17 protein-coding genes are annotated in these 20935 nt (G+C 41.7%); 8 read left to right on the forward strand and 9 right to left on the reverse strand.

Annotation, left to right across the window (positions count from 1 at the left end):
• Positions 1-13: 13 nt before the first annotated feature.
• Positions 14-2332, reverse strand: a complete 2319-nt coding sequence (locus tag RM553_RS08920; protein ID WP_311534573.1) for an ATP-dependent helicase — start codon at positions 2330-2332, stop codon at positions 14-16.
• A 204-nt stretch (positions 2333-2536) separates the two neighbouring features.
• Here RM553_RS08920 and RM553_RS08925 point away from each other — a divergent pair, with 204 nt between their 5' ends.
• From RM553_RS08925 to RM553_RS08935, 3 genes are read left to right on the forward strand one after another with little or no spacing between them, the layout of a single operon-like run.
• On the forward strand, positions 2537-3811 hold the full coding sequence (locus tag RM553_RS08925) for an amidohydrolase (protein WP_311534574.1): 1275 nt from the start codon (positions 2537-2539) through the stop codon (positions 3809-3811).
• Between the two features lies 1 nt (position 3812).
• Entirely contained in the window at positions 3813-5435 is a 1623-nt protein-coding gene (locus tag RM553_RS08930) for an FMN-binding glutamate synthase family protein (RefSeq protein ID WP_311534575.1), read from the forward strand.
• Positions 5432-5953, forward strand: a complete 522-nt coding sequence (locus RM553_RS08935) for a DUF7935 family protein (RefSeq protein ID WP_311534576.1) — start codon at positions 5432-5434, stop codon at positions 5951-5953. Before RM553_RS08930 ends, RM553_RS08935 begins: the two co-directional genes overlap by 4 nt.
• Here the strand turns inward: RM553_RS08935 and RM553_RS08940 are convergent.
• From RM553_RS08940 to RM553_RS08950, 3 genes are read right to left on the reverse strand one after another with little or no spacing between them, the layout of a single operon-like run.
• Positions 5950-6876 (reverse strand): patatin-like phospholipase family protein, encoded by a 927-nt coding sequence (locus RM553_RS08940; protein ID WP_311534577.1) that lies wholly within the window; start codon positions 6874-6876, stop codon positions 5950-5952. The two genes, RM553_RS08935 and RM553_RS08940, sit on opposite strands and share 4 nt — an antisense overlap.
• Positions 6876-7778 (reverse strand): patatin-like phospholipase family protein, encoded by a 903-nt coding sequence (locus RM553_RS08945; protein ID WP_311534578.1) that lies wholly within the window; start codon positions 7776-7778, stop codon positions 6876-6878. The genes RM553_RS08940 and RM553_RS08945 overlap by 1 nt, the downstream gene beginning before the upstream one ends.
• Positions 7775-9895: a M1 family metallopeptidase gene (locus RM553_RS08950; RefSeq protein ID WP_311534579.1), complete on the reverse strand. Its 2121-nt coding sequence runs from the start codon at positions 9893-9895 to the stop codon at positions 7775-7777. Before RM553_RS08950 ends, RM553_RS08945 begins: the two co-directional genes overlap by 4 nt.
• A 129-nt stretch (positions 9896-10024) precedes the next feature.
• Here RM553_RS08950 and recG point away from each other — a divergent pair, with 129 nt between their 5' ends.
• From recG to RM553_RS08975, 5 genes are all read left to right on the forward strand, one after another.
• A complete protein-coding gene (gene recG, locus RM553_RS08955; RefSeq protein ID WP_311534580.1) occupies positions 10025-12124 on the forward strand; it encodes an ATP-dependent DNA helicase RecG in 2100 nt (699 codons plus the stop codon).
• A 114-nt stretch (positions 12125-12238) separates the two neighbouring features.
• The gene (gene pheT / locus RM553_RS08960; RefSeq protein ID WP_311534581.1) at positions 12239-14665 is read left to right on the forward strand and encodes a phenylalanine--tRNA ligase subunit beta; all 2427 of its coding nucleotides are present in this window, start codon (positions 12239-12241) and stop codon (positions 14663-14665) included.
• Between the two features lie 228 nt (positions 14666-14893).
• Positions 14894-15619: a hypothetical protein gene (locus RM553_RS08965; RefSeq protein WP_311534582.1), complete on the forward strand. Its 726-nt coding sequence runs from the start codon at positions 14894-14896 to the stop codon at positions 15617-15619.
• A 74-nt stretch (positions 15620-15693) separates the two neighbouring features.
• On the forward strand, positions 15694-15942 hold the full coding sequence (locus tag RM553_RS08970) for a DUF2007 domain-containing protein (protein ID WP_311534583.1): 249 nt from the start codon (positions 15694-15696) through the stop codon (positions 15940-15942).
• Entirely contained in the window at positions 15932-16129 is a 198-nt protein-coding gene (locus tag RM553_RS08975; protein WP_311534584.1) for a hypothetical protein, read from the forward strand. Before RM553_RS08970 ends, RM553_RS08975 begins: the two co-directional genes overlap by 11 nt.
• A gap of 12 nt (positions 16130-16141) precedes the next feature.
• Here the strand turns inward: RM553_RS08975 and RM553_RS08980 are convergent, their stop codons facing one another.
• From RM553_RS08980 to RM553_RS09000, 5 genes are all read right to left on the reverse strand, one after another.
• Complete coding sequence (locus RM553_RS08980) at positions 16142-17152, reverse strand: 3-oxoacyl-ACP synthase III family protein (RefSeq protein WP_311534585.1); 1011 nt, start codon at positions 17150-17152, stop codon at positions 16142-16144.
• 150 nt (positions 17153-17302) lie between these two features.
• Positions 17303-17827, reverse strand: a complete 525-nt coding sequence (locus tag RM553_RS08985; protein ID WP_311534586.1) for an EF-hand domain-containing protein — start codon at positions 17825-17827, stop codon at positions 17303-17305.
• Positions 17828-18002: 175 nt separating this feature from the next.
• Entirely contained in the window at positions 18003-18593 is a 591-nt protein-coding gene (locus tag RM553_RS08990; protein ID WP_311534587.1) for an EF-hand domain-containing protein, read from the reverse strand.
• Positions 18594-18814: 221 nt separating this feature from the next.
• Entirely contained in the window at positions 18815-20122 is a 1308-nt protein-coding gene (locus tag RM553_RS08995) for an ABC1 kinase family protein (RefSeq protein WP_311534588.1), read from the reverse strand.
• Positions 20123-20138: 16 nt separating this feature from the next.
• Positions 20139-20810 (reverse strand): TetR family transcriptional regulator C-terminal domain-containing protein, encoded by a 672-nt coding sequence (locus RM553_RS09000; RefSeq protein WP_311534589.1) that lies wholly within the window; start codon positions 20808-20810, stop codon positions 20139-20141.
• Positions 20811-20935 lie beyond the last annotated feature (125 nt).

Here is a 20935-nt window from a genome sequence, read left to right on the forward strand (position 1 = left end):
TCAAAAAAAACTGTTATGAAAGCACCTTAAGTTTTGCAAATCTAAGCAGTAGTTTTTTCAGGCCTCCGTTCTCAAAATCTATCTCTGCTTTCTGGTCCTGCCCCACTCCTTCTATTTTTAGCACCTTTCCTTTTCCAAAGCGCATATGCTCCACTTCATTCCCGGCAGAGAGGTCTACAGACTTTGTTGCTTTTACAGGCTCTGCCGAGGCAGGCTTTAATTTTCTCAGTTTTTGAAGTTGCTGCTCGGTAGGTTTATGCGCGGGAGGCGGAGTGCCATTTTTGGGTTTTGTTTGCCTTAACTTGCTTTTATCAACTTCCCCAAAAATATCGGTATCGATAAGCGGTTTGTATTTATAATCATCCTGCGGAATCATATAATCCAGGAACTGATCGTCTATTTCTTCTATAAATCTGCTGGGCTCGGCATCTACAAGTTTTCCCCAGCGGTAGCGGCTTTGGGTGTAGGTAAGATACGCCTGGGTCTCGGCACGGGTAAGGGCCACATAGAACAACCTGCGCTCTTCCTCCAGCTCGCTTCGGGTATTCATGCTCATTGCTGAAGGAAAGAGATCTTCTTCCAGGCCAACGATATATACATAAGGGAATTCCAGTCCCTTTGCCAGGTGAATGGTCATTAATGCCACCCGGTCTTCATCTGAAGTATCTTTGTCCATATCGGTAGCCAGGGCCACATCTTCAAGAAATTCAGCTAAAGAACCTGTAGAATCGGCAAGTTCCTTCTGCCCTTCCACAAAATCGCGAATCCCGTTAAGAAGCTCCTCGATATTTTCAATTCTGGCAATCCCTTCAGGGGTACCATCTTTCTTCAGCTCCTGGACAAGCCCGGTCTTCTTGGTAACCGTATCGGCCACTATAAAGGCATCGGCATTCTGGCTCAAAATTGTGAAGCTCTTGATCATATTCACAAAATTCTGGAGCTTATTGCGCGTGCTGCTATTTATCTTCAGGTTTAGATGGTCCAGGTTGTCAATTACTTCGTAAATTGATTTACCGTATTGGTTTGCGGCAATGCTAAGCCTGTCCATTGTAGTTTGGCCAATTCCGCGGGCAGGATAATTAATAACCCTTTTCAGGGCTTCCTCATCCTTTGGATTAATGAGCAATCGCAGGTAAGACAGCACATCTTTAATCTCCTTCCGCTGGTAAAAAGAAAGTCCGCCGTAAATCCTGTAGGGAATATCCCTTTTGCGTAAAGCGTCTTCCATTGCCCGGCTCTGGGCGTTGGTACGGTACAAAATGGCGAAATCGCTGTTTGGCAACTGCTGTTGCATCTTGGTCTCAAAAATAGAACTTGCCACAAACCTCCCTTCTTCCCCATCGGTAAGCAGGCGGTTTACCACAATTTTAGGACCTTCGTCATTATCAGTCCACACCACTTTTTCAAGTTTGGTCTTGTTTTTATCAATTATCGAGTTGGCCGCGTTTACAATGTTTTTGGTAGAACGGTAATTCTGCTCCAGGCGATACATATGCACATCGTCATAATCTTTCTGAAAGTTAAGAATGTTGTTGATATTCGCTCCGCGGAAAGCATAAATACTCTGCGCATCGTCACCCACCACACAAATATTCTGGAATTTATCTGAAAGCGCCTTTACAATAAGGTACTGGGAGTGGTTGGTATCCTGGTACTCATCTACCAGAATATACCTAAACCTGTTCTGGTATTTCTGAAGTACTTCAGGAAACCGGTTTAAAAGTTCATTGGTCTTTAGCAGTAAATCATCAAAATCCATGGCGCCGGCCTTAAAGCAGCGTTCCACATAAGCCTGGTAAATTTCCCCCATTCTTGGCTTTTTAGACATGGCATCGGCTTCCTGCAATTCGGGATTCTGAAAATAGGCCTTAACCGTGATAAGGCTGTTCTTAAATGAAGAAATACGGTTGTAAACCTGCTTGTATTTATAAACATCCTTGTCCAGGCGCATATCTTTAATAACCGCCCTTATAACACTTTGGGAATCCTGGGTGTCGTAAATGGTAAAATTGGAAGGGTATCCCAGCTTATCGGCTTCAAAACGAAGGATTTTTGCAAAAATAGAATGGAAGGTCCCCATCCACAAATTTTTGGCCTCACTGCTACCCACAATTTTGGAAATCCTGTTCTTCATTTCACGCGCCGCCTTATTGGTAAAGGTGAGCGAAAGAATATTAAAAGGATCCACACCCTGGCTCATCAGGTAAGCGATCCTGTAGGTAAGCACCCGGGTTTTACCAGATCCTGCCCCGGCAATAACTATCATTGCACCATCTTTTTGCAGCACCGGCGCCCGCTGCGCATCGTTTAATTCAGCTAAATAAGATTCCAATTTTCCCTCCTCTTTTAGGGCGTGAATTTAATTAAAAAAACATGGTTATAAAAACCTGCAGGAGCTTCTTACCAACAATTCCTGGAGCCGGGATTATGTTTGGAAACATTTTTTGAATATCTTGAGCAAAGCGCTTTTTGCATGCCTTTCCCAGGTTACGGAAAAAGCAGGTATTAGCCTCTATTTTAAAAAAAACTCAACTTAATGAAACAGTATTTCTTCCTTTTCGGCATCCTCGCCGGAATTACAGCAAATGCCCAGACCAATTTAGATAAAGACATCTCGGCAATTGAAGACAAGGTAATTGAATGGCGGCGGGACATCCACCAGCACCCCGAACTTTCCAACCGGGAATTTAAAACTGCTGAAAAAATCGCGGCCCACCTCAACCGCCTGGGGCTGGAAGTGGAAACCGGCGTGGCAAAAACGGGAGTGGTGGGAATACTAAAAGGCGAAAATGAAGGAAAAACAGTGGCGCTTCGTGCCGATATTGATGCCCTTCCGGTTACCGAAAGAAACGACCTGCCGTTTAAATCTGAAGTTACCACACAATTCCTGGGTTCCGAAACCGGGGTGATGCACGCCTGCGGCCACGATACACATACCGCCATTTTAATGGGAGTTGCCGAAGTACTTTCTAACCATAAAGATAAAATCAACGGCACGGTTAAATTTATTTTTCAGCCGGCGGAAGAAGGGCCGCCACCGGGAGAAGAAGGTGGCGCTGCTTTAATGATAAAGGAAGGGGTTCTTAAAAATCCTGATGTGGATGCCATTTTTGGCCTTCATATAGATTCTGAAGTTCCTGTTGGTACCATTACCTATAAGCCTGAAGGCATTATGGCTGCAGTGGAACGCTTTGTAATTAATGTACAGGGCAAGCAAACTCACGGCTCCCAACCCTGGGCTGGAGTGGACCCAATAATGATTTCAGCTAAAATTATAGACGGGCTGCAAACCATCATCAGCCGGGAAGCCAGGCTTACCGATGCGGCAGCAGTAATAACCGTGGGAAAAATTTCCGGTGGCGTGCGGTTTAATATTATTCCTGAAACAGTGGAGATGATTGGTACCGTAAGGACATTAGATCCCGAAAACAAGGAACTTATTTTAAGAAGGATGAAAGAAATGGTTCCTGCCCTTGCCGAAGCTTACGGAGCAAAAGCCACAATAGAAATTCAGAACAATACCTCCATCACTTATAATGACCCGCAACTGACTGAAAAAATGCTGCCAAGCCTGCAAAAAGCTGCCGGCAACGAAAATGTGAAATTAGTAAAGGCCACCACGGGCGGGGAAGATTTTTCATTTTTCCAGGAAAAAGTTCCCGGATTATATTTTTTCCTCGGCGGAAAACCCTTAAATTCTACCAAAGCGGCACCGCACCATACTCCTGATTTCTATATTGACGAAAGTGGATTGATATTAGGAGTTAAAGCGATGTCGCAGTTAGCCATGGATTACTTAAACCAACAATAGTATGGAAACCTTTTTTTCTTTTTTGGGAGCGATAAGCTGGTGGGGATGGATTTTGATTTTTCTCGCGCTGGTTGCCATAAAAGATATCTTTTTTAATAAAACACATATCATAAAGCACAATTTTCCGGTTATAGGAAACCTGCGTTATTTCCTGGAAAGCGTTGGCCCCGAATTACGGCAGTACATTGTGGCCAGCAACAGGGAAGAACGGCCGTTTAACCGCAGTGAAAGGGGATGGATTTACGCCTCGGCCAAGAATGAGAACAACTATGAAGGTTTTGGAACCGATCAGGATATTTATGAAAACCAGTACATTTTCGTGAATAACGCCATGATGCCTTTTAAGATGAAAAAGGATCACCCCAATCATGAAGATCCTAATTTTATTGCCTGCGCAAAGGTAATGGGCCTGTATAACAAAAGAAGAAAGCCTTACCGCCCCGCATCAATCATAAATGTTTCAGCCATGAGCTTTGGTTCGCTTTCTGCCCGAGCCATAGAAAGCCTGAATGAAGGCTGTAAGGAAGCTGGGGCCTATCATAATACTGGGGAAGGCGGATTGTCCCGCTACCATAAAAAAGGGGCAGATGTGGTGTTCCAGATAGGCACCGCATATTTTGGCGTGAGGGATGATGATGGGAATTTTTGCATGGAAAAACTGGTTGCACTGGTTGAGGAAAATCCGCAGATAAGGGCCATAGAAATTAAATTGTCACAGGGAGCGAAACCAGGAAAAGGCGGTGTTTTACCGGCATCTAAAATAAGTGAGGAAATTGCTGAAATAAGGCATATCCCCATGGGTAAAGATGTACTTTCGCCTCCTTTCCATACCGCTTTTGAAGGTTTAGACGGATTGTTGGAGTTTATAGAAGATATCGCCGAAGAAACCGGATTGCCGGTGGGAATTAAATCGGCAGTGGGAAAACTGGAACAGTGGGAAGAATTGGCTGAAAAAATGCAGGTTTCCGGCAAGGGTCCAGATTTTATTAGCATCGACGGAGGTGAAGGCGGTACCGGCGCAGCCCCGCCCAGCTTTGCAGACCATGTTTCGTTACCTTGGATTTATGCCTTTACCAAAGTGTACAAAAAATTCCTGGACCAGGGAATTACCAACAGGATTGTATTTGTGGCCAGTGGAAAATTAGGATTTCCGGCCAAGGCAGCCATGGCCTTTGCCATGGGGGCAGATTGCGTAAACGTGGCACGGGAAGCTATGATGAGTATTGGCTGCATACAAGCGCAGTCCTGCCACAACAACACCTGCCCTACTGGTATCGCCACGCAGAATAAGTGGCTACAATCTGGTATTAATATAAAAGACAAGGCAAAAAGGGTGAATTACTATTTTGTAAAGTTCCGCAAGGAACTGCTGGAAATATGCCATGCCTGTGGTTATGAACATCCCTGCCAGTTCACCATGGATGATGTGCAGATAAACCTGAGTGACCGGAACCTGGCAAAATCTTTAGCCGCCACTTTTACATACCATAAAGAAGAAGTACCTTTCACCTCTGTTAAGGAACATTTGGAGTCTCCGTACCTCGGCGGCTTTCAAAAATCCAAAGATGTAGAAACCAAAGAAGCAGAAACAGAAGACACTGCAGTTTACCACAAACAAAAATGATAGAATCAGAATTTAATATTATACTTTTCAGTATACTTCCCGCCCTTGTAGTTGGCGGGCTTGCTTTTTATTTCTTCCATACCAACTCCAAAAATGAGGAACTAAGAAGAAGGTTTTTACTACATCGCGAAAATCAAAAAACCGCGTTACCCATTAAACTTCAGGCTTATGAAAGGATGACGCTTTTCCTGGAACGCATTTCCCCGGGTAGAATTTTATTTAGGGTAAAACCTGTAAGTGAAGACGCCCAGGCTTATGCCAATCTCTTGGTTAGCACCATAGAACAGGAATTTGACCATAACCTGGCCCAGCAAATTTATGTTAGTGCCGATTGCTGGGACTATATAAAAACTGCAAAGAATGCCACCATTGGCCTTGTTAGAAAAGCCACCACCAGGGAAGAAGTAAACAGCCCGGATAAACTTAGGGAAGTTATTCTTACCGCGTTGATTGAGAAACCGGCACCTACAGATGCGGCCCTCGGCTTTATTAAAAAAGAAGTAAGGAATATTGTTTAAAAGGAAAACAGCCTAAAGAAGCCCCGGGATTTTTTCCGGTTTTGTTCTGCCCGGTTCTTGGCATATTCAAAACCTTCCTGCCACCACTCCGTCATTGCCTTTTTGTTGAAAACAAGCGAATTTTCAGTAAGTTTTGTGGGCGTGTAGTAAATATTCAGCTTTACCTGCTTATTAAGGGCGGCAAGTTTGCCTTCAACAATATCGTGATATTCCACCTGGTCCAGTAAAAACCCGAAGAGGTTGATCATTAAAGAAAAAGGGTTTTTCCCAAGCACCTTGTTGTATTCCATATTTTCGGCCTCCAGGATTATGGCATCCACCTCTTTCGCGCCTCTTTTTATAGCCTCCCGAATAGGCACCACACAACCCAGGCCACCATCGGCATATTCGTAGCCATCTTTTGTGGCCAGACTCATAAAGGGAATGTAATTACAACTTATCCATATCCAGTCGCAAAAATCATCATAAGAAAAATCGTGGATGGATTTATACTCCACCCGGTTTTTGGAAAGATTGGAAACCGTAACCACCACATCTTTCACTTTGGCTTTAAGCCCAATAAAATCTTCTTCAGAAAAATGAAGCCGAATGTGTTTTTTGAGATTCTTGCTTTCCCCAAAGGTGCGTTTACGTTTTATAAACTGCCAGAACATGTTGAAATAGTTGATGGTAACATATTCCCGGCCGTCTTTCTTCTTAACGATAAAGGGATTTACGCTGAAGATTTTATGCTGATCTACATTAGTGTAGATATCATGCACTTTTTCAATATTCCCGGCTGCCAGGTGAGGAATCAACAAACTTCCTGTTGATGTTCCTAAAAAAAGATCATACTTTTTCTTTTCCTCTTCAATTAAATGTTGCGCCACTCCGCCTGCAAAAGCTCCTTTACTCCCGCCTCCCGAAATTACCAATGCCCGCATTAAGGTTCAATTTGATTAAGTTCTTCATTCTTAAGTTTCGCGAAGCTGTAACCACTCTCCCACCAGCTTTTCATTTTATTTTCATCAAAAATAAGGGAATTCGTAGTCAAAACTGTGGGTGTGTAATAGAAATTAATAATCGCGTCTTTGTTGGCTGCCGCAAACTTCCCAATCCTGATATTCTGATTTTCAATCCTGTCCAGCATAAACTGAAAAAGATTGGTAATTAATCCAAAAGCGTTTTTAGAAGGCATGCGATTGTAATTGGTGACTTCGGTTTTCAGAATTATAGCATCAATCTCGGTTGCTCCCCGCTTAATAGCCTCTTCAATCGGGACCATAGAGCCCAGTCCGCCATCGGCATATTCGCAGCCATTTTTATGAACCAGGCTCATAAACGGCGTATAATTACTGGAAATCCATATCCATTCACAAAAATCATCATAACCAAAGTCCTTTATAGATTTGTATTCCACCTCATTTAAAGACAGATTGGATACGGTTACCACAACATCTTTTGTGCCGGATTTTAATTGCTGAAACTCCTCTGGGGTCAGTGTATTTTTAATCAGTTTCTGGAGATTTTTACTCTCGCCGAAGGTTTTTCTTCCTTTTAAGAAATTCCGCAATACGTTTAAATGATTGATACTAATTTGATCATAACCATGGCGGCGCCTGATTAGGAACGGCCGGTTACTAAAGATACTCGCCTGGTTTACCGAAGTAAAAACATCTTTTATTTTTTCAGTTTTATTGAGGGCAAGATGGGAAATAAGCAGGCTTCCCGTAGATGTTCCAAGGTACAGGTCGTATTCCCTGTTCAATTCCCTAATAAGATATTGGGCCACGCCGCCGGCAAAGGCTCCCTTGCTGCCACCTCCGGAAATTACCAGAGCCTTCATGATTGAGCAAGTTTACTCTCCAGAAACTCCTGTTGCTTATGCGGAAGGCCATCCTGCAAATCCAGAAGCATATTTTTATATTGGTCATTTTTTAGCAGCTCTTCCAGCAACTCACGACAATAATTGCGAAAACTATAAGTTTGATGCTGTGTCCCGGCCATTAGATCTTTTAAATTTTGAGAAGTAAAAATGTTAAGCTGATACAGGTAACCAAACGCGTTTTTTCGGGTTTCAAAATGATGTACCGGAGCGGTATAGGCGGTTAAGGTGTTAAAAACCTTTTGCTTTTTGTCCGGCTGGAAATTTGGAGTGGCAAGATTTAGAGCCAGCCAAAGGGTTTCCACATTCTTATCCATAAATCCAGTTATTCCCTCTGTTGCTGTAAGATAGGAAGTCCTGTCTTCCGGAAACTGCATCCAGAGATTGTACAAAGCGGTTTCTTTAGTGAGGTAGGAATCATCTTTAAGAAGCGACTCGTAATTCGCTTTTAATTCTGAAGGAATTTTCTGTAGGCTTGTGGCAATGGCCTGCCGTACATAAAGATTGTTGGTTTCAAATGCCTTCTTGTAGAGTTGAAAGGCTTCAGCTGAAGAATTCCCGGCCAGCTGATAAACCACCTCCTGGCCAATATAATCGTTAACAAGAAAATCCAGGGCATGGCCTAGCTGGTCGAATTTTTGTTCCAGGGACACTTCCCTTAAACCGGCAATTCCAAGATAATTCCGTATAAACTCCGATTCTTTTAAAGAATTAAGCGCGGCATTGGCTTTAAAAGCCGATTGCTTCAGCCAGTTGTCCATAAAATCTGAAAGATCCATGCCTGAAGTTTTTTCGACTTCAGCAATAAAATTTTCGGTAGAAACGCTTTGGAATCTATATAATTCCAGGTAATTCCGCACTGCTTCACGAAAAGCCTCCTCCCCTACTTTCTCCCTTAGAATATGCAGGGCCCAGGCCCCTTTTTGATAAAATGTGAGGGAACTGGCTTTGGGATCCATTACCGCTTCCCCTTTCCCGCTGTCACTCAACTCCTTTAACTGCTCGGCAGATTCGTATAATTTCCAGTAATAATAATCTTCTCCAAAAACTTCCTTTTCGGCCAAAAGCGCGTAGAAGGTGGCGAAACCTTCATGCAACCAGTGGTCCCTGCTTTCTTTTTCTGTAACTAAATCTCCAAACCACTGGTGAGCCAGCTCATGCGCATTTACATTTACAAAATTGCGATCATTAAAACCTGTTGAATCCACCACCAAAATATTTGAAAAAATTGTGGCGCCCGTGTTTTCCATTCCCGCGTAAATAAAATCCTGAACCGGGATTTGTTTATAATTTGGCCAGGGATAAGCCACGCCTATCTCCTTTTCCAGAAAATCGAAAATCTCCTTCGAATAGCGATAGGTAGGCTCCACTTTTAGGGAATCCTCCGGCTCATAATAAAGCTGCATTTTTACGCCGGAAGCGGTGGTGATTTCCTTTTTACGATAATTCCCGACGGCAACAGCAACTAAATAACTGCTCATGGGGTCATTCATATCATATTCCCATTCTACCAAAGAATCTCCCAGCACTCTCTTTTGACGGAGAACACCATTCGCCAAAACCTTATAACCAGAAGGAAACTTTATCTTCAGGTCGAAAACTGCTTTTTCCTGAAGGTCGTCAAAACTTGGCAACCAGTGCGAAGTATATTTCCCCTGCCCCTGCGTCCATACCTGCCGCGGCGATTGCATTCCCGCCGGCTCATTCCAATTCATAAAATACATGGTTTGTGAAGGAAAAGCAGAATATTTCAGTGCTATTTTATTTTCTTCGGAAGGAGAAAACTCAGACCTTATCCAGAGTCGTTTACCATCATTATTTATGTGGGCTTCCTTTCCATTTAAAAGCACCTCTTGAAATTCCATATTTTGAGCATCAATAAAAATGGAATCTGCCGGGGCGAGCACGTTGAAACTATATATTACTTCTCCCTGAACCCTTTTATCTTCAGGAAAAATCCGGATTGTGGCATCTACGTTTTGAAAATCTACCTTCTCCCGCTGATGGGAAATACCGGTGTTTTGGGCAATTCCTGCAAGGAACGAAAACAATAGCAGGATTAAAAAAAAATTCTTCATGCTGAAAATTGGCAATGTACCGCTAATTTACAAATTATGTGGCGCTTAAACAGTATCGCTAAATCAAAATCCGCATAAACCATACTATTGGTTCCAGCGGTTTAAAGCGGATTTAATATCTTCGTTTTCATGAATCCCAATATCCTGCAAACACCAATCGACTATCTTAAAGGAGTAGGGCCCGGCCGGGCAGGATTGTTGCGTAAAGAACTCGGCATCCATACTTACCAGGATTTGCTGAATTTTTTTCCAAACCGTTACCTGGACAAGACGCGGTTTTATAAAATAAATGAGCTTCAGAGAACTTCCGCAGAAGTGCAAATTGTGGGAAAGATAACCCATATAAAAACCGTGGAACAAAAGCGCGGAAAAAGGCTGGTAGCCGATTTTGTTGATGATACCGGGAAAATGGAACTGGTTTGGTTTAGAGGCCATAAATGGATTCGGGAAAACCTTAAATTGAATACTCCTTATGTAATCTTTGGGAAAACCAACTGGTTTAATGGCATGTTTAGCATGCCTCACCCGGAGATGGAACCGGTGGAAGAGTACAAAAAACAACTGCGTACCGCCATGCAGCCGGTGTATCCTTCAACAGAACTGCTGGCAAAAAAGGGTGTTAGCAACAGAGTGGTCAATAAAATCATGCAGCAGCTTTTCCTGGAAACCAAAGGGAGGTTTTATGATACGCTTACAGAGGAAATAAGGGAAAAGCTAAAATTGATTCCAAAAGCCGAAGCACTTTTTAATGTGCATTTTCCAAAAAGCCAGGAATTGTTGGCAAAAGCGCAGTTCAGGCTGAAATTTGAAGAGCTCTTTTACATACAGTTGCAGTTGCTCATCAAGAACATGCTTCAGAAGAAAAGGATCAAGGGCTATGTATTCGATCAGATTGGGGAAAATTTTGGCCGGTTTTATAAAGACCACCTGCCTTTTGAACTCACCAACGCCCAAAAACGGGTAATAAAAGAAATACGAAGCGACCTGGGCAGCGGCGCCCAGATGAACCGGCTGCTGCAGGGGGACGTAGGTTCAGGAAAAACCATTGTGGCCTTAATGTCTATGTTTATAGCGCTGGACAATGGGTTCCAGGCCTGTTTAATGGCCCCCACCGAAATTCTGGCCATTCAGCATTACAATGGCCTGGTGGAATTTTGTCAAAACCTGGGCACCAGTATTTATCTGCTTACCGGCTCCAGCAAAACTTCAGAAAGAAGGGAAATCCATGAAAAACTGGAAAACGGGGAGATTGATATTCTTATAGGCACCCATGCCCTGCTGGAAGACAAGGTTCAGTTTAAAAACCTTGGATTGGCCATAATCGATGAACAGCATCGTTTTGGGGTGGCACAAAGGGCGAAATTGTGGAAAAAGAACCACATGCCCCCGCACATCCTGGTAATGACCGCAACTCCTATCCCCCGTACCCTGGCCATGAGCCTTTATGGAGATTTGGACATTTCGGTTATAGATGAGCTGCCACCGGGAAGGAAACCCATAAAAACAGTACACCGTTACGACAGCAACCGGCTTAAAGTTTTCAGATTTATAAAAGAGGAAATTGAAAAAGGAAGACAGGTTTATATAGTTTATCCCCTTATCCAGGAATCTGAAAAAATGGATTATAAAGACCTGATGGACGGCTATGAAAGCATTGCCAGGGAATTTCCAATCACGCAGATTTCCATTGTACACGGGCAGATGAAACCCGCTGATAAGGACTATGAAATGGACAGGTTTGTACGTGCCGAAACCCAGATTATGGTAGCCACCACGGTAATTGAAGTGGGCGTAAATGTACCGAATGCGAGCGTAATGGTTATAGAAAGCGCCGAACGTTTTGGCCTTTCCCAGTTGCACCAGCTGCGCGGCAGGGTTGGCCGCGGCGCAGAGCAAAGTTTTTGTATTTTAATGACCGGGCATAAACTTTCCAACGATTCAAAAACAAGGTTGCAAACCATGGTGCAAACCAATGACGGTTTTGAGATTGCCGAAGTAGACCTTAAACTTCGTGGCCCCGGTGATCTAATGGGCACACAGCAAAGCGGGGTGCTGAACCTTAAAATTGCAGATATCGTAAAAGATAATGAGATCCTTAAAGCCGCGCGTTACCATGCCATGCAGGTTCTAAAAGAAGACCCAGATCTGGCCCTGGAAAAGAACAAGGTATTGAAATACACTTATTCCCAGGTGATAAAACATAAGAATATCTGGAATTATATTAGCTGATTTCTGCGGAAAAACAAGCAGAAGTTTCTGGTAAGCGGCGGCATTTAAATTCGGATTTGATATTATGCCAAAACCATTCGTAATATTATCTTTGCCTACTGAAAAATTAATCTGATGAAAATTTCATATAACTGGCTCAAGCAATTTATTAAGCTTCCTGAAAACCCCGAAGAAACAGGAGAATTACTTACAGACCTCGGACTTGAAGTAGAAGGTATAAGCAAATTCCAAAGTGTAAAAGGCGGACTTGAAGGAATAGTTGTGGGCCATGTTTTAAATTGTGAGTCCCATCCCAATGCCGACAGGTTAAACCTTACAAAAGTAGATCTGGGCAATGGGGAAAATGTGCAGATTGTTTGCGGCGCCCCAAATATAGCCGCTGGCCAAAAAGTGCCGATAGCCACCATAGGTACGGTTCTCTATGATGAAGAAGGAGAAGAATGGACTATAAAAAAAGGAAAGATTCGCGGGGAAACCAGTTACGGGATGATCTGTTCAGAAAAGGAAATAGGCCTGGGAGCCAGCCATGAAGGCATTATGGTAATGGACAACGAGCTGGTACCGGGAACTCCGGTTGCCGAGATTTTCGAGATTGAAAACGACCAGGTTTTTGAAATAGGCCTCACGCCCAACCGCGCCGATGCCATGAGCCACTGGGGTGTGGCCAGGGATTTAAAAGCAGGTTACCAGCAAAAAAACAAAAGCCTGGAACTCATCACCCCATCGGTTAGCAGTTTTCATGTTGACAGCCGCAGCCTTAAAATTCCTATTCATGTAGAAGATTCCAGCCTTGCGCCGAGGTATTGCGGGGTTACCATTTCAGACGTTAAAATTCAGGCTTCTCCAAAATGGTTGCAAAACAGGTTAAAAGCTATAGGCATCACCCCAAAAAACAATGTGGTAGATGCCACCAACTATGTTTTACATGAGCTCGGGCAACCTTTACATGCCTTTGACGCCGCGAAAATCGCCGGAAACGAAATTCATGTAAAAACGCTTCCTGCAGGAACTAAATTCACCACTTTAGACGAGGTGGAACGTGAACTTCACGAAGAAGATCTTATGATTTGCGATACCGAAAAACCACTTGCCATTGCCGGGGTTTTTGGAGGTTTGCATAGCGGGGTTTCTGAAAGCACTACCAACATTTTTCTTGAAAGCGCCTATTTCAATCCGGTAAGCATTAGAAAAACCGCCAAAAGGCATGGGCTTAGCACCGATGCTTCTTTTAGGTTTGAAAGGGGAATTGACCCTTCCATAACCGAATATGCTTTAAAACGTGCCGCGCTGCTTATTCAGGAAATCGCGGGCGGGGAAATTACCAGTGACATAAACGATATTTATTCCCGTAAAGTCGAAGATTTCCAGGTCTTCCTCACTTTTGACAAGGTGAATAAACTCATTGGGGAAAACCTTCAGGAAGAAACCATCAAATCTATACTCGCATCTTTGGAAATAAGGGTGAACAATGTAACCGAAACCGGGATGGGCCTTACCATTCCCTCATATCGCGTAGATGTGCAGCGGGAATCTGATGTTATTGAAGAGATATTAAGAGTGTATGGATACAACAACATTAAGTTTGGGGAAAAACTTAAAATTTCAGTCTCTAATTCTTCCAAATTTGATGATTATAAGTTGCAGAATATTATTGCCAATCAGCTTACGGGACAGGGATTTCACGAAACCATGGCAAATTCTTTAACCTCTCCTGAATACCTCAACCTTAGCGAACAATTAAAGGAAGAGCACAGCGTAAAAATGCTGAATCCTTTGAGCCAGGACCTCAGCGTGATGAGGCAGTCTATGTTATTTTCGGGATTAGAGGCAGTTAGTTATAATATTAACAGGAAGCAGAGTGACCTGAAATTTTTTGAATTTGGGAAAACCTATCATTCTTATGTGAGCGGAAGGGCAGAAAATAAGCACCTCTCAATATTCGTTTCGGGAAGCAGGAACCCGGAAGGCTGGAACAGCGCAGAAAACCATGGTAACTTTTTTTATTTAAAAGGAATTGTAGAGGGAATTTTCAGCAGACTGGGAATTTCCAGATTAAAACCATCTTCCACTAAAAATGATATTTTTTCAGAAGGAATGGCTTTGAGTTCCAAAAAAGCAAAACTAGTAGAGTTTGGTGTTGTGCGAAAACTGGTGTTAAAGCATTTTGACGTTACGCAGGAGGTACTGTATGCCGATTTTAACTGGGATGCAATCCTGGAGTTGGTAAAGGTGCAGAAAACAAAATTCAGCGCTATTCCAAGACATCCTGCAGTCAGGAGGGATTTTGCCCTGCTGCTGGACGACATGATTAAATATGAAGAAATCGAAAAAATCGCTTATCAAACTGAAAAGAAACTGCTGAAAGAAGTAAATCTCTTTGATGTTTACCAGGGAAATAATCTTCCCGACGGCAAGAAAAGTTATGCTGTTAGTTTCCTTTTCCAGGATGAAAACAAAACACTTACCGATAAGCAGGTGGATAAAATGATGAACAGGCTGCAGCAGAGATTTGAGAAAGAACTCAATGCTGAACTGAGATAACTATTAAGTAAACGAAATTAAAACCAAAAAACCGTGCAGCTTTCCTGTGCGGTTTTTTTATTCCCATTTCTTGAAATCAATATCCACCGGTTACCCGGCTCAAAATTCCTGGCCCATTATAAATAATTAACACAGCTTAAGCTTTTTATCTTACTAAACTGCGAAGTTTCCGTTTGGAATGTCCAACTTAATACTTAAATTTAATGCCGGATGCTAAAGAAAAAGAAAATGAAGCTGAATATCCCTCGCACAAACATTGAAAATCAACTCCTAAAAGTCCGAAATAAAAGAATTCCTGAAGAGAGAATCCTTGAACAGGTACAGGCAATTTTTAAAGCCGATACCACAAAGGAACAGGAAATTCTTCAAAATCTGAATGATGGAAGGATCACGGAAACCAATAATTTTGATTTTGAACAGCTGGAAACCAACCGTATTTTTCATATAAATGATATTGAAAAAATCTGTGTACACTACCGCCTTCGGTTTCTTAGCACAAAGTATTTTAAGGGGGAGATCCCATATGAGGCTTTAATGGAAATTAAAAAGCTGGAAAAACAACATGAAACCGCTCTTAAAGGCTTCAGAATAATAGCTCCTTCAAAGCTTTTTAAACTTGAAAATGCCGACGATCCCCTTTTACTTGCCCCAATGGGGAACGACTATTTTTACCTGGTCCATAAATGGGGAAATGACCTTAGCCCTTTCCGCAGAATACTAATGTGGCCGTTTAAAACCCTGGAAAATTTTGTAATCGTGCTTCTTTTGGGCAGCTTCCTGTTAACCTTAATGGTACCAGACGGGCTGTTCTCCCCAGAACCAAGTACTACAGAATTCTTTTTAATTTTCTTCTTTATGTTTAAATGGGTGGCCGGCCTGGCTATTTTCTACGGCTTTAAGAAAGGAAAAAACTTTAGTACGGAGATCTGGAACAGCAAATACTATAACGCCTAGAACGTTAAACTCTGTATAAAACCCCTGCTTAAGCCTTCTTATATTCGTATTTTAGTTACAAAACATCTAAAATAATGAGTACAGACGAGACTTACGAACATGTTTATACCGGTCCTGAAACAAATGTGCAATACCTGCAGGAATTATTTGAGGAACAGGGAATATCTTCCCGTGTCAGAAATGATTTTGATTCAGGTTTAAGAGCCGGCTTTGGCGGCGGCATGCCTGGACAGGTTCTGTTATTTGTTGATAAGATGCATTTTCCTGAAGCCGATAAGATAGCGAGAACAACTTTTCCAGAAGATTATAAAAATGAAAGATGACCACTCTCAAAGAAGGTCCCGTAACATCTGGCATCTTGTGCTGGGCATTCTTTTTATTGGCTATGGAAGTTACAGGCTCTATTACCGCCTCCTGAAAGTAGAGAAGGACACGCTGGGGATTATACTGGCTATAGGATTTATTATTTTTGGAATTTACGACCTTTACAGGTATTCTAAGGGTGTTTAATGTTATCTCCTGTTACCATTGTATTACGGCACTTCCCCAGGTAAACCCGCTTCCAAATGCTGCCAGCACCACCACATCACCTTCTTTTATTTTTCCTTCTTCCCAGGCTTCAGTCAAGGCAATAGGAATAGAAGCCGCCGTGGTATTTCCATATTTCTGAATATTGTTAAAAACCTGCTCGTCACTTAGTTTAAATTTCTGTTGAATAAACTGGGAAATTCTCAGGTTTGCCTGGTGTGGGATAAGCATATCAATATCTTCAACTTCAAGTCCGTTAGCTTTTAAGCCTTCCATAATAACTTCAGAAAAGCGTACCACGGCATTTTTGAATACAAACTGCCCATTCATGTAAGGATAATAAGAAATATCATCGCCCTGTGGGTTTTCAGCAATAATTTCCGGCACCCAATGGTTTGTACTGGGGCCTTTAAGGGAAAGTTCCAGGGCATGTTTTCCTTCAGAATGCAGGTGTGTGGACAGGATGCCCTCGCTGTTATGGTCACTTCTGGTTAAAACGGCCGCTCCTGCACCATCCCCAAAAATCACCGAAACAGACCTGCCACGGGTGGTCATGTCTAGCCCGCCACTATGATTTTCACTTCCAATAAGCAGCACGTTTTTATACATTCCGGTTTTGATAAACTGATCTGCCACAGAAAGGCCGTAAATAAATCCGCTACATTGATTTCTTACATCCAGCGCCGGACAGGTTTTTATATCCAGCATTTCCTGCACCTGTACACCACAGCCAGGAAAATAGTAATCGGGGCTAAGGGTTGCGAAAACAATAAGTTCTATTTCATCTTTAGAAATTCCCGAACGTTCAAGCGCAACTTCAGCCGCCTTTACGCCCATTATAGCGGTTGAATTGCCATCGCCTTTTTTAATGTGCCTTCTTTCCTTAATGCCGGTGCGCTCCTGTATCCATTCATCATTAGTATCCATGATCTTCGCAAGATCCTGGTTGGTCACAACATTTTCAGGGACATAACTTCCCAAACCGGCAATTTTGGACTGGTACATATCTTTCAGATTTACGTTATTAGAAATTTTTCGCTCATAGTTTTGGCAATCCGGCAAAAACAGTGGGCGCAAGATAAGAAACATTACTATTATGAAAACAGCATTTTTAGGGGAATTGCTTTAAGAACATACTAATTATAAGTGTCACTATTATTTTTCAGCATTAAAATAGGCATCACCGGCTTCATATTCGTCTTCATCCAAAAAGCCATCCCCATTATCGTCCCAATCATTAAATAAGCCTTCATTAAGCTCCCCTGTGTTCATATACCCGTCCCTGTCTACATCATAAGTATCAAACCAATCTGAATTTATAAAGCCGTCATTCCATTCTTCTTCATCAATTAGGCTGTCTTCATTTACATCAAATTCTGTAAAGTCATTTTCGCCGGCGTAATTTCTGTACATATTTACATTACCTTCTTTCCATTCATCTTCATTTATAAATCCATCGCTGTCAAGATCGGTATTTTCGAAAGTACTGCCAAAGAATTCGTTGCCATCCAGAAGTTGATCGCTATCAAGGTCCCAACTGACAAAATTTTCGCCGTAGGCCTCGTCAAATTCATCTCCATTCCACAAGCCATCGTTATCTCTATCGTAGCGGTCAAAATTACTTTCACAAGAAGTAAGCAGAAGGATTAACGGTAAAATAAATGATATTCCTGATTTCATAATTTTCGATTTTATATAGAATAGTATGGAAAAAGTTTAATTAAAAATCTTCAAAACAGTTTAACGTGGAAACTCCAATTTTTTAAAGCTTCTCTAGGAAGTGATATCCTTAAGTAAATGAATATAAAAAGGCCCGCAGTTGCGGACCTTGAGTAGTTTTAGGAAAATTATTTTCCTAATCCATATTTCCATTGTTCATGCTGCCGGTTGTACCCCTGGAACCGTTGGTACCACCTGAGTTTGAAACATTATAGTAAGAACCGCCGGAACTAAATTCTTTTTCGTCTATAGAACCATTCCTGTCCCTGTCCATATTATTGTAAACTCCTTCATTTAACTCCTGCTGATTTAAAGATCCGCTCCCGTCTGAATCATAACTAGTGTAGAAATCGGTATTCCTGAAACCATCATAATATTCATCACCATCTATGTATCCATCTGCGTTGGCATCAAACTGATTATATTGGTTAGTATCGAAATAATCTCCATACAGGTTATCGTAACCGTCATTCCATTCTTGTTCAGAAAGGCGGTTATCTCCATCCTGGTCTACTCTACTGTAGGTTGCATTGTAAAATTCCCTGTCGTCTATTTCCTGGTCGCTGTTAGCGTCCCATTGGGAATATTGATTGTTATACTGATTATCAAATTCCTGACGGTTCATACTTCCATCACTATTGGCATCATAATCGCCATATTGCTGTGCACCTGCTACTGCGCAAATGAAAAGAAATATAGCCAATAACCTCAAATTTAGCGTTTTCATCCTTATATATTTTTAATGGTTAATAAGTACGCAATTTAATACAATGCCATCCTTGTAAGAAGCACTTTATCAGTGTTTAACAATAGCGCACAGGCTTTTGTAACCATCCTAACATTTGTGCGGCTATAATCAAAGAAATAAATAAATTTAGGTTAAAAGAAAAGCGCAATTCTTAAAACAGAAATTGCGCTTTTCCAACAACCTAACCAATAAATCAACCTTTACAGATATTCCTTATACCTGTTTATTTTAACCTCTGCTTTTAAATCGTGGAGTAGGTTATAAAGGCCAAAAAACGTACGGTTTATATATAGAAAGTGTTTACTTCCCCTGTTGCCGTTCATTTTTCGAAGTTCTGTATCCTTACTATATTTCTCGCTTAACTCTGTAATGGAATTCCAAAAGCCTTCATCTGAAAAATCAAAGGTTTCCTGATGAAATGGACTGGTAAACAAATTCAGCATCTGAAAAAAGAGCTCCGAAAAGTATTCTATTTCATGGGGAGAATCGTCATTCCGGAGAATCTCCAGTTCATATAATTTGCTTCTGAAGAATTCCAGATTATTAATATTTTCTTTTTCGGCAAGTTCAAAATATGGCACATAGAAATCTTCAGGCACCTTTTTAATACAACCGAAATCTATAGCTATTAAATCTCCTTTCTCATTTATCAAGAAATTTCCCGGATGGGGGTCTGCGTGAACTTCTTTTAAATTGTGCATCTGGAACATATAAAAATCCCATAACGCCTGCCCGACTTTATTGGCTTTTTCCTGGTCCTTATTTTCTTTCGCGAATTCGCTCAGGTGCTTACCTTCCATCCAGTCCATGGTAATAATGCGTTCACTGGACAGTTTTTCATAATACTGCGGAAACTGAAGATTTGGAATGTGCTTACAGGCTTCAGAAATAGCTTTGCTCTGTTTTACTTCTAAAATATAATCTGTCTCCTCCAGAAGTTTCCCTTCAACTTCCTTAAAATATTTTTCAGAATCTTTGCCCTGAAGGTTAAACATCCTGATAGCAATGGGTTTTACCATAGCAAGATCTGAACTGATACTGTCTGCAACCCCGGGGTATTGGATTTTCACAGCAAGTTTTTTCCCGTCTTTTGTCGCCTGGTGCACCTGGCCGATGCTGGCGGCATTAACAGATTGGGTTGCAAACGTATCATACAGTTCCTCGGGAAAAGCTCCCTGATATTTTTTAAAAGTCTTTCGCACAAGGGGAGCAGACAATGGTGGCACACTAAACTGCGCCAAACTGAATTTCTCCACATAGGCATTGGGCAACAGGCTTTTTTCCATAGAAAGCATTTGAGCCACTTTAAGAGCGCTTCCTTTAAGGCTTTTTAAGCCGTCATAAATATCACTGGCATTGCTTTCATCCAGTTCGTCCCTGCTAACTTCAGGATTTAATGCCCGTTTGCCGTAATACTTCAGGTAATTCCCACCAATTTTAACGCCCGTTTGAACCATTTTTGAGGTACGGCCAATTTTTCCTGTTGGTATTTTATCTATTGTTTTCATTCTTACTTCTTATGGACTATGACATCTTTTCCTTCCAGAGAAATTTGCCAAAATCCAGGACCCGCTCTAATGGCGTGTTGTCGAAAACATCAAAAATGGTATTTACAGATTTTTCTATGGCCACATCTGTACTCTCAAATTGTGGGGAATTGTCATCCATCCAAAACTTCATAAGGAACATAAGTTGCACCCACGCGGCTTCTGAAAATACAGTTTCTGACTGCTTAAGAAGATTTACGGTTTTTGCCTCATTTGATTCCCTTAAAAGGCCCTTCGCGAATCCCTTCATTTTTCTTCTTAATCCTGTTAACTGCTCAAGGTTCTTCAGGGGCATATCGCTTTTGTTCAAAGTGAAAAGGACATAACTTCTGTTGGCTGTAAGAATTTCAAAAAATGTAAAAAAGAAAGTGAGCATTTTTTCCCGATTTGTAAAAGTTTCATACTCCGGGCTCTTGTCTATTACATTTACGGCATGCTCATAAAAACGCTCCCAGATTCCTTTCTCCAGGCCTTCAAAACTTCCGAAGAATTTATAAAATTCTTCTTCCTTTATCTTATTCTGCTTACAAAATTTATAAACCGTACCGGGTGTTCTTTCCTCCTCAAGGATGTAATCCATATATAAGGAAATTAGGCGGTCCTTATCCAGTTTTTTCTTAGCAGGGGTATCTTTTACTTTGGCTGTCATAGCTTTTACTCTTTTTCAAAGGTAGTTTTTTGTTCAATTAAAATTAAAAAACATTAAACAAAAAATTGTTAAATATTTCATTCTGAACATTGTTCCTAGATTAGACGAATCAATATCTTGAACAT

This window comes from Autumnicola tepida, assembly GCF_031846485.1.
Taxonomy (GTDB): Bacteria; Bacteroidota; Bacteroidia; order Flavobacteriales; family Flavobacteriaceae; genus Autumnicola; species Autumnicola tepida.

Coding starts and splice junctions, on each gene's coding strand:
- RM553_RS08945 (WP_311534578.1), bottom strand. CDS start 7,778: ATGAAGGCTCTGGTAATTTCCGGAGGTGGCAGCAAGGGAGCCTTTGCC.
- RM553_RS08990 (WP_311534587.1), bottom strand. CDS start 18,593: ATGAAAACGCTAAATTTGAGGTTATTGGCTATATTTCTTTTCATTTGC.
- RM553_RS08985 (WP_311534586.1), bottom strand. CDS start 17,827: ATGAAATCAGGAATATCATTTATTTTACCGTTAATCCTTCTGCTTACT.
- RM553_RS09000 (WP_311534589.1), bottom strand. CDS start 20,810: ATGACAGCCAAAGTAAAAGATACCCCTGCTAAGAAAAAACTGGATAAG.
- RM553_RS08970 (WP_311534583.1), top strand. CDS start 15,694: ATGAGTACAGACGAGACTTACGAACATGTTTATACCGGTCCTGAAACA.
- pheT (WP_311534581.1), top strand. CDS start 12,239: ATGAAAATTTCATATAACTGGCTCAAGCAATTTATTAAGCTTCCTGAA.
- RM553_RS08950 (WP_311534579.1), bottom strand. CDS start 9,895: ATGAAGAATTTTTTTTTAATCCTGCTATTGTTTTCGTTCCTTGCAGGA.
- RM553_RS08935 (WP_311534576.1), top strand. CDS start 5,432: ATGATAGAATCAGAATTTAATATTATACTTTTCAGTATACTTCCCGCC.
- recG (WP_311534580.1), top strand. CDS start 10,025: ATGAATCCCAATATCCTGCAAACACCAATCGACTATCTTAAAGGAGTA.
- RM553_RS08995 (WP_311534588.1), bottom strand. CDS start 20,122: ATGAAAACAATAGATAAAATACCAACAGGAAAAATTGGCCGTACCTCA.
- RM553_RS08965 (WP_311534582.1), top strand. CDS start 14,894: ATGAAGCTGAATATCCCTCGCACAAACATTGAAAATCAACTCCTAAAA.
- RM553_RS08925 (WP_311534574.1), top strand. CDS start 2,537: ATGAAACAGTATTTCTTCCTTTTCGGCATCCTCGCCGGAATTACAGCA.
- RM553_RS08975 (WP_311534584.1), top strand. CDS start 15,932: ATGAAAGATGACCACTCTCAAAGAAGGTCCCGTAACATCTGGCATCTT.
- RM553_RS08930 (WP_311534575.1), top strand. CDS start 3,813: ATGGAAACCTTTTTTTCTTTTTTGGGAGCGATAAGCTGGTGGGGATGG.
- RM553_RS08980 (WP_311534585.1), bottom strand. CDS start 17,152: ATGTACCAGTCCAAAATTGCCGGTTTGGGAAGTTATGTCCCTGAAAAT.
- RM553_RS08940 (WP_311534577.1), bottom strand. CDS start 6,876: ATGCGGGCATTGGTAATTTCGGGAGGCGGGAGTAAAGGAGCTTTTGCA.